This window comes from Variovorax sp. CAN15, from assembly GCF_030462475.1.
Classification (GTDB): domain Bacteria; phylum Pseudomonadota; class Gammaproteobacteria; order Burkholderiales; family Burkholderiaceae_C; genus Variovorax.
The window spans coordinates 35081-42975 of the sequence record NZ_JASMRZ010000044.1; the positions used below are offsets into that span (position 1 = coordinate 35081).

At 70.5% G+C, this 7895-nt stretch carries 6 protein-coding genes and 1 pseudogene; all 7 read right to left on the reverse strand.

All coding sequences use genetic code 11. The annotated features are described in order from the left end of the window. Positions 1 to 2 precede the first annotated feature (2 nt). Positions 3 to 512, reverse strand: a complete 510-nt coding sequence (locus QMO14_RS22305) for an arsenate reductase ArsC (protein ID WP_301509817.1) — start codon at positions 510 to 512, stop codon at positions 3 to 5. Positions 513 to 535: 23 nt separating this feature from the next. After that, positions 536 to 970, reverse strand: coding sequence for an ArsI/CadI family heavy metal resistance metalloenzyme (locus tag QMO14_RS22310; protein ID WP_301509818.1), 435 nt, complete (start codon positions 968 to 970; stop codon positions 536 to 538). Beyond that, complete coding sequence (locus tag QMO14_RS22315) at positions 967 to 1308, reverse strand: helix-turn-helix transcriptional regulator (protein ID WP_301509819.1); 342 nt, start codon at positions 1306 to 1308, stop codon at positions 967 to 969. Before QMO14_RS22315 ends, QMO14_RS22310 begins: the two co-directional genes overlap by 4 nt. 72 nt (positions 1309 to 1380) lie before the next feature. Continuing rightward, entirely contained in the window at positions 1381 to 1629 is a 249-nt protein-coding gene (locus QMO14_RS22320; protein WP_301509820.1) for a hypothetical protein, read from the reverse strand. Between the two features lie 7 nt (positions 1630 to 1636). Further along, positions 1637 to 1942 (reverse strand): hypothetical protein, encoded by a 306-nt coding sequence (locus QMO14_RS22325; RefSeq protein ID WP_301509821.1) that lies wholly within the window; start codon positions 1940 to 1942, stop codon positions 1637 to 1639. A gap of 11 nt (positions 1943 to 1953) precedes the next feature. Continuing rightward, positions 1954 to 6264 carry an OmpA family protein gene (locus QMO14_RS22330; RefSeq protein WP_301509822.1) on the reverse strand — a complete coding sequence of 1437 codons (4311 nt, stop codon included), beginning with the start codon at positions 6262 to 6264 and terminating at the stop codon, positions 1954 to 1956. Beyond that, a pseudogene (locus tag QMO14_RS22335) lies at positions 6261 to 7895 on the reverse strand (hypothetical protein); the annotation flags it as partial. The pseudogene QMO14_RS22335 and the gene QMO14_RS22330, both read right to left, overlap by 4 nt.

Genomic DNA, 7895 nt, shown 5'->3' on the forward strand with positions numbered 1-7895 from the left:
CTTCAGGACCTGGCCAGTTCGCGCGCGGTGGCCTGCAGCGCCATCCTGTCGAGGCTGGCCGCCGGCAGGTTCACCAGCAGCTCGAGGCGACGGCGGATGGCGTGCAGGGTCTGGCGGAAGGCTTCGCGCTTGCGGTCGTCGTCGCCCACCGTCTCCGAGGGATCGGCATAGCCCCAATGTGCAGTCGCCGGTTGGCCGGGCCAGTAGGGACAGGTCTCGCCGGCTGCGTTGTCGCACACGGTGACGACGAGGTCCATGCGGGGGGCATCCGGCTTTCCGAACTCGTCCCAGCTCTTGCTGCGCAGGCCCGATGTATCGATGCCGGCCTTCTGCAGTACCTCGATGGCCATCGGGTTGGGCTGCTGGTTCGTGCGCGGGCTGCTGCCGGCCGAGTAGGCCCTGAAGCGCCCGGCGCCGATGTCGTTGAGCACCGCTTCGGCGAGGATGCTGCGCGCGGAGTTGTGCGTGCAGAGAAAGAGCACGTTGAGGGGGGCGGTGGTGGTGTCGGTCATGAGGGGCGGGTTTTCTTGGTGGCTCAGCAGCAGGCGCTGGCCTTGCCGGGGGTGACGCAGCAGGCGGAGGCCTGCTCGCGCGGAATGCCGTGCACGGGCACCGTGTCGAGCGTGCGGTAGTGCTCCCAGGCGATGCCCTGCGGGTCGGTCACCCAGTGCTTGTCGCTGCGGGCGTAGCAGCAGCTGGTTTCGCCTTCGTCGAGCAAGGATCGATCGGCCAGCTCGGCGCGCGAGCGCAGCTCCAGCAGCTCGCCTTCGTCTTCGGCCTGGATGCCCAGGTGGTCGATGCCCTTGCCGCTGCCGAAGGTCGAGATGGCGAAGTTCACGCGGGGGTCTTCGAGCATCCATTTGGCATAGTCGGCCTCGACGCGCGCGGGCTCGGCGGCGAACAGGCGGGAATAGAACGCAATGCTCTTGTGCAGGTCGTCGACGTGCAGGTGAACGTGGAATCGCTTCATGGGGTGGCTCCTTGGCTGTTGCAGGACCTGGTTCTGTCTTCCACCGCGCAGGGGGCGCCCGCGCAGCAGTTCTGGGTGAGGAAGCCCAGCAGTGCATCCATCTGCTCGAAGGCGGCGCGGTAGACCAGGTTACGGCCGCTGCGCTCCTGCGTGATGAGGCCGGAGTTGGTCAGCTCCTTCAGGTGGAACGACAGGCTGGTGGCCGGCACGCCCATCGCTTCGACCAGGGCCCCGGGCGTCAGGCCCTCGGGGCCGGCCACGACGAGGGCGCGAAAGACGCGAAGGCGCAGCGGCTGGGCAAGCGCGGCGAGCGACTGGATGGCTTTTGATTCTTCCATGATTCGAGAATATTTGAATTATTGAATGAATGCAAGCGCCATGTCGCGGGTGCCTGCGTCGCCCCTGCCTATTTATTCCGGCTGCTTCAGCGCTTCCCGCGGCAGACCCCTGGAGGAGGGCGGCGCCAGCATGCCGTGCCTCAGGCTCCACACGCAGGCGCCCAGCCGCAGCAGCCGTTCCACGTTGGCGTCGTGCAGCGGGTTCTGCTTGTCTTCCTGTTCGATCAGCTCGCTGATGCAGGCGAGCGCGTCGGTGGGCGTGAAGCCCAGGCCCTCGCGCGCCATGCCGATCACCGTCACGAGAACGTCGGTCTTCTTCATTTCGGTGTCAGCGCACGCCGGCCACCAGCCGCACTTCGCTGCAAAGGCGCGGGCCGTAGTCCTCGCAGCGCGTCGCGAAGCCGTAGGCGGCCGCGCGGCGCAGCGCGAAGGTGGTCACGTCGCGCAGGTAGGTGCTGCCCGGCTCGCGGCCCGCGGCCGCGCGGGCCTCGAAGTCGGCCTGGAAGTCGCGGGCCCATTCCTCGTAGAGCCGGTAGCGGTCTCCTCGTGTATCGAGGAGGCCCGCGCGCGCCAGCGTCTGCGCGATGTCGACCAGCGGAACCGTGATGGGAATCTCGTCGTTGCGTTCGCGCATGAGAGGCCTCGTCAGAACTTGCCGAGCACGTTCAGGAACCACCCCTTGCTGCGGTAGCTCATGTCCGTGAGGTTGTCGGAGTAGTCGGTGAAGTTGTAGCCGATGCCCACCTTCAGGTTCTCGTTGACGTGGTAGTAAGCAGCGGTGACCCAGCCGCTCTTGCGGTCCTTGAGTTCCTTCGCGCGCAGGGTGCGCCATTCGAGCATCCAGTCCCAGTTGCGCACCAGCTTCCAGTCGACGCGCAGCACCGCGAGTTCGGCCGAGCTCTTGAACCACGGCGCCGAGTTGTCGCGGCTCGCGCGCAGCTCACCGCGGCGCCAGGCGTACTTGCCGCCCAGCGTCCAGCGCTCGTTGAGGTCCCAGGTGGCGTCGATGGCGAAAACGTGGCTGCGCTGCTGGTAGTCGATGCCGGTGGTCGAGACCGTGCCCAGCGTCGAGTCGACGCCGCCCGACACCACCTGGCCCGGCGACGAGAGGTCGTACAGGTAGGTGTACTTGAACAGCAGGTTCAGCCGGTCGTTCAGAGCCGGGCGCAGCGCGTAGCCGAGCATGGCCTCGGTGTACTTGGCGGCGGCCAGCGTGCCGGTGGTGCTGTCGCTGTCGGCCCAGTTGAACTTGCCGATCCAGCGCGAGTCGTCGTCCACCTTCCAGCTGAAGGAGTTCTTCACCAGCCAGCTGGTGCGCGTCTCGGCGGTGGTGCGGTCCTTGCGGTATTCGAGGCCGCCGCTGTACTTCAGGCGCTCGCTCGAATAGCCGCTGGTGAAGGCCACGGCCTGGCGGCGCGTGGCGCCGAGCGTCTCGGCACCGACCCAGCCGTTCTCGAAGTTGACGCCGAAGGTCCAGTGCGTGTCGGGTGCGTACTGCACGCCGTAGGCGTGCGTGAGGCCCGGCTGCGCCCCGGTGGCCTGGCGGTGCTCGGTGAAGAGCGTGAGGCCGTCGCCCACGCGCGAGCGCACGCCCGTTACCAGGCTGCCGCCGCGGCCGATGAGGTTCTCGTCGGTGCGGCCGGTGTCCGATACGTAGGTCATGTAGACGCTGGAACGGTCGTCGTACTGGTAGTCGACGCCGGCCTTGCCCGCGAAGCCGCCGTCGCCGGTAGAGAGCTCGCCGCGCAGCGCCAGCTTGTCGTTGACGCGGTAGCGACCGCCGAAGCCCAGCCGGTCGTTCTCCAGCCGCGTGCCGGTGCGCCGCAGCGTCTTCTGCGCGAAGCCGTAGGCGCTCCAGCGGTCGGCGCCGGTGTATTCGAGCTGCACGGCCGCGTCGGCGCGCTCGCCCGACACCGCCTGCGTGGTCGGAAGCGACGGGCTGGTGATGAGCGCGTCGCCGGTCTTGTCGTCGTAGCGCAGGCCCAGGCCCAGCTTCCACTCGGGCGACAGGGCCAGCGAGTACTGCGCGTCGAGCACGCTGCTGTTGTAGCCGTTCTGTTCGTCGCGGCGGTCGGCCTTCAGGCGCAGCTCGCCGTTCTCCGCCTTCTCGCCGAAGGGCACGGTGGCCTGCACGCCGGCCTGGCGCGTGGCGTTGCTCGCGTACTGGCCCGGCGCCGAGAAACCGGCATCGCGCGACTGGGCATAGGCGCTCACTCGGCCGCCGCCGCGGATGTCGAAGTCGCCAAGGTCTGCCTGGCCTTCGAGGCGCCATGCGCTGGCGCTGCCGGTGGGACCGTTGCCCAGTCCGTTGGTCAGGGAGCCGTTGCGGCCTGTGAAGCTGAAGCCGCCGTCCATCGAGTCGAGCTGCGTGGTGCCCGGCCCGCGGCTGCGCGCGAACTCGCCCTTGAGGTAGGTGTTCTCGGTCTTGCGCAGCGTGATGTCGGCGCCGGCCAGGCGCTGGTCGCCGCCGATCTGGTCCTGCCGCGAGGCGGTGACGCCCACGCCCACGTGGTCGTTGGCCCACCAGGAGACGCGGCCGCCCACGGCCAGCGTGTCGAGCGAGGTGGCCAGCGGCGTGTATTCGTAGTCCACCACCAGGTAGGTCGGCATGCCGGTGAAGCCGCCCGCGCGCACCAGCGAGCCATCGTCCGACAGGCTGGGCAGCGGTGCCGACAGCAGCACGCGGCCCTGCAGGTAGTCGATCTCGTAGTCGGTGGTGGGCACGAGCTGCGTGCGCTTGAGCACCAGGCCCGAGTCGCGGTCGCGGATCTCCAGCGTCACGCGCTCGGCGCCGCGCGTGATGTCCTGGTTGCGCAGGTAGTAGAGCGAGCCGCCGGTGCCGCGGAACTCCTCGCGCGCGGCCAGCGTGCCGGGCTCGGCCGCGAAGGCGTCGACCTTCAGGCGCGCCTCGCCGAAGGAGGTCGACTCCTCGCCGAGGTAGCGGCCGTGGAAGCCGTAGAGGCCGCGGCTCACGCGGGTGAGCTCGGTGTCGCCGAAGTTGAGCTTGAAGTTGCCCCACATCGCCTGCGAGCGGCCGTCGTCCACGCGCAGGTAGAAGCGGCCCTGCGTGGGCGCGTCCTCGACGGTGGTGGAGTCGTCGCCGAAGGTGCTCCACGAGTCCTCCGGGTCGAAGCGGCGGAAGAGGGAGGTCGGGTCTTTCCGGTCGAGGTTGCGCAACAGCTCCTTCAGCGGTCGCTCTTCCGTGTCGACGCTGGCCGTGAGCGTCCAGCGGTCGTTGAGCTGGCCCTTGGCGTAGCCGGCGATGCGGCCTTCGCTCCAGCCGCCACCGCCGTAGCGGTTCTTGTCGTTGGTCATGATCGCGGCCGGGCCGCTCACGCTGTTGCTGCCCACGGTGAGGTCGGCCTGGCCGACGAAGAACCAGTCGCTGGTGGGCAGGTCGAAGTCGCGCCGGTAAACGCGCGTGGCGCCCTGCGCGTCGGTGACGGCGATCTCTCCGGTCTGCACGCGTCGCGGCACCAGCTGCTGGAACACGAAGCGCCCGGCCTCGTCCACCGGCACCGCGAAGCCCAGCGCGCGCACGCTCTCGCCGGGGCGGATGGCCGCGCCGCTGGCGGTGACGGTGCCCGCGCTCAGCGGAATGTTGGCGATGGCGATGTTGTTCTGGCCATAGCCGCGCAGCAGCTCCCGCGCCGCGTCGGGCGGGGTGCCAGTCTCGGGCTTGTGGCGCTTTGCGAGCGTGAGCGAGAGGTCATCGGTCTCGTCGAAGCGGCCCTGGCGGTCGTACACGCGCACGCGGTAATAGAGCTTGCCGCTCGCGCTTTCGGGCAGGCGGTCGAGCAGGCCCTCGGGCACCTGCCATTCGCCGCGCAGGCCGGCGTCCAGCGGCACTGTGGCCAGCAGGCGGCGCTGCATCGCCTCGTTGGCGGTGTACACGCGCAGTTCGGCCTTCGATGTGAAGAGCAGGTAGTTGCTGTAGCCCGCGAAGCGCACCGTGTCGCCGGCCACCACGGTGGTGGGCCATGCGCTGGCGCTCAGGCGGCGTGGCTGCGAGAGGTTGTCGTACTGCAGGCGCAGCTGGTTGCGCTCCAGCTGCACGTCGACGCAGCGCTGGCGGTCGGCGCTGGTGGTGCCATCGGCCGCGGGCTGCTTGCCGTCCGCCGGCAGCAACTGGCCGTCCACGCTCAGGCGAAGCGGCGCGTCGTCGGTGCCGAAGGCGGTGAAGGTGCGGCACACGCCGGGGTCGGCGGGCGCGGCGACGGGGGCTGTGGCAACGGGCGCATCGCGCCAGTACACGCGGACCTCCACGCGGCGATTGGCTGCCCAGTTGGCGGGGTCGGTGGCGGGTGTCGCCACGGGCGCGTCGGGGCCGCGCGAGCTCGCGGACGCGGCCGTCTCCGGCAGGCCGAGGCGCTGCGTGATGTAGCGCGCGGCCTGCTGCGCGCGGGCCAGGCCCAGCGCGTGGTTGTCGGCGAAACGCTCGCGCGACTTCGCGCTCAGTGCCTGCGTGTCGGTATGGCCGACGATCTCGAAGCGCAGGCCGTCGCGGCCCTTCACCTGCCCGGCGATGCGGTCGAGCTGCGCGCGGTCGGCGGGGGAGAGGCCGTCGGCGCCGGAATCGAAATGCGGCGTGCCGGCCTGGCTGCGTTCGACGGGCGTCGCAGCGGGAGCGGCGGCCACCGCTGACGGCTGCGCCGCGCGCTCGTCGCCGAGCACGAAGGTGGCCTTGGGCAGCTCGCGTTCGCTGCTGCGCGGCAGGCGGCGTGCGCCGTCGATCTCCACCGCGCGCGGGTCGGCCGCGGCGCGATCCAGCATGCGGCCGCGCACGGCGGATTCCTGCGCGGACGCCAGGCCCATGCTCAGGCAGGCGGCGGCCACGGCGCCCGCAAGGGCCATGCGCTTCGGAAGCGCTTTCTTCTTTCTTTTCATGTCGGCTCGCTCGATCGGGTTCGGTGTCTGTGGTCGGGTCATGGCGGCGGTGTCTTTTCCTCGCGTCATGGCTTGGCCTCCGGTTCGGAGGCGGCGGCAGGCACCAGCTCGATCTCGACGTCCAGGTTGAAGAGCGGCGGCTCGTTGCGAGCGGCGCGCTGCTCGCCGAGCTGCTTCCAGCGCGAGAGCACCGCGGCCTTCACCGCGTCGGTGCGGTCGCGGCCCAGCGATGCGGGCTCGCCCGGCGCGGCCTTGTAGGCCAGCCGCAGCACGGCGGTCTTCTCGGCCAGCACTTTCACCGTGCGGTCGAGTTCGCCCGCGAAGGCGGCGCGCAGCGTGGCGGCGCCGTCGTCGAAGGCCGCGCCCTGCAGCGCGAGGCGCACCACGCGGTGCACGGTGGCGCCGAAGTTGATCTTCAGCACCTTGCCGCGCGTGGCGCGCTCGGCCGCCGGGTTCTCGCTGGTGGTGCGATAGCCCGAGGGCAGGGTGCGCTCGTCGAGCTTGAGCACCAGGTTGCTGCCGGTGCCTTCCTTCGGAATGGCGGCGCAGGCGATGTGGTAGCGGCCCTCGGCGTCGGTGGTGGCCAGCACGCCGTTGACGGTGGCGATGCGCACGTTCGCGATGCCGGGCTCGCCGTCGTCCTGGTAGCCGTTGGCGTTCCTGTCGTCGTAGACCTTGCCGATCACGTCGGTGCAGTCGAAGAGGGCGTCGGGCACCACGCGCACGGCGGCGGTGGCCTGGTTCGACAGCGTCCGGCCGCCCACGCCCTGCGTGGCGACGACCTGGTTGACGAACTCGCCTTCGCCCACGCCGACACCGACGCCCGCGACCATCAGGTATTCCTTGGTCTCGTTGGGCGCGAAGTTCTGGCCGGGCACCACGACCTGGCGGCCGCTGACCTGCGGCACCACCGGCAGCGCCACGCCGCCGGGCAGCGTGCGCACGCTGAGAGAGCCCTGGATGTAGCGGAAGCCCGGCGGCAGCGTGTCGACCACGGCCACGCCCGGCACCCTGGTGCCTCGCGTGTTGCGCGCCGTGATGCGGTAGGGCAGCAGCTCGCCCTTCTTCACGGTCAGCTTCGAGGTGGTCTTGCGCAGCTCGATGAGCGTGGCGTTCGACGGGTCGAGCGGGATGTTGTTGGCCACCACGTGCTGGCCGCCGCCGCCCGGCATCTGGAACACCATGTAGTAGCCCGCACCGGTCACCAGTGCCGCGCCGGGGCTCACCACGCAGGGGTTGGTCTGCGCGGGCGCCGGTCCGTTGGCGGGCGCGGCGCACGACTGCGTGCCCAGCGCGCCGGCCGCAGCCGGGTACATGGTGGAGGGCAGGTAGGCGCCCGGCGGCGTGACGACCAGGCGGTATTCACCGGCAGGTGCGCCCGGCAGCACGAAGAAGTCGTAGTAGCCGGCGGGGCCGGTGGTGTAGCTGTCGCGTCCGTCGAGCAGGTGCTGCGCGGGGTCGAAGCCGGGAGGGCCGACCAGCTTCACCACGGCGCCGGGCACGGGTGTGCCGCTCACGCTGTCGTAGACCACGCCGCCCGGGTCGTAGGGCAGGTCCTGCTTCTGCACGTTGGCGCCCGCGTTCACGCGCACCTTGATGCTGTAGCGCGGGTCGCTCGCGGCCGGCGTCGGGTAGGGGCCGTTGGCGCCGTTCTGCGCGGCGTCGGTCGGCCACACGCCGCCCACCACGCGGCCGTCGGG

Bases quoted from the DNA above. Each gene is read 5' to 3' on its own strand.
- QMO14_RS22305 (WP_301509817.1), bottom strand. From the start codon at position 512: ATGACCGACACCACCACCGCCCCCCTCAACGTGCTCTTTCTCTGCACG.
- QMO14_RS22330 (WP_301509822.1), bottom strand. From the start codon at position 6,264: ATGACGCGAGGAAAAGACACCGCCGCCATGACCCGACCACAGACACCG.
- QMO14_RS22320 (WP_301509820.1), bottom strand. From the start codon at position 1,629: ATGAAGAAGACCGACGTTCTCGTGACGGTGATCGGCATGGCGCGCGAG.
- QMO14_RS22325 (WP_301509821.1), bottom strand. From the start codon at position 1,942: ATGCGCGAACGCAACGACGAGATTCCCATCACGGTTCCGCTGGTCGAC.
- QMO14_RS22310 (WP_301509818.1), bottom strand. From the start codon at position 970: ATGAAGCGATTCCACGTTCACCTGCACGTCGACGACCTGCACAAGAGC.
- QMO14_RS22315 (WP_301509819.1), bottom strand. From the start codon at position 1,308: ATGGAAGAATCAAAAGCCATCCAGTCGCTCGCCGCGCTTGCCCAGCCG.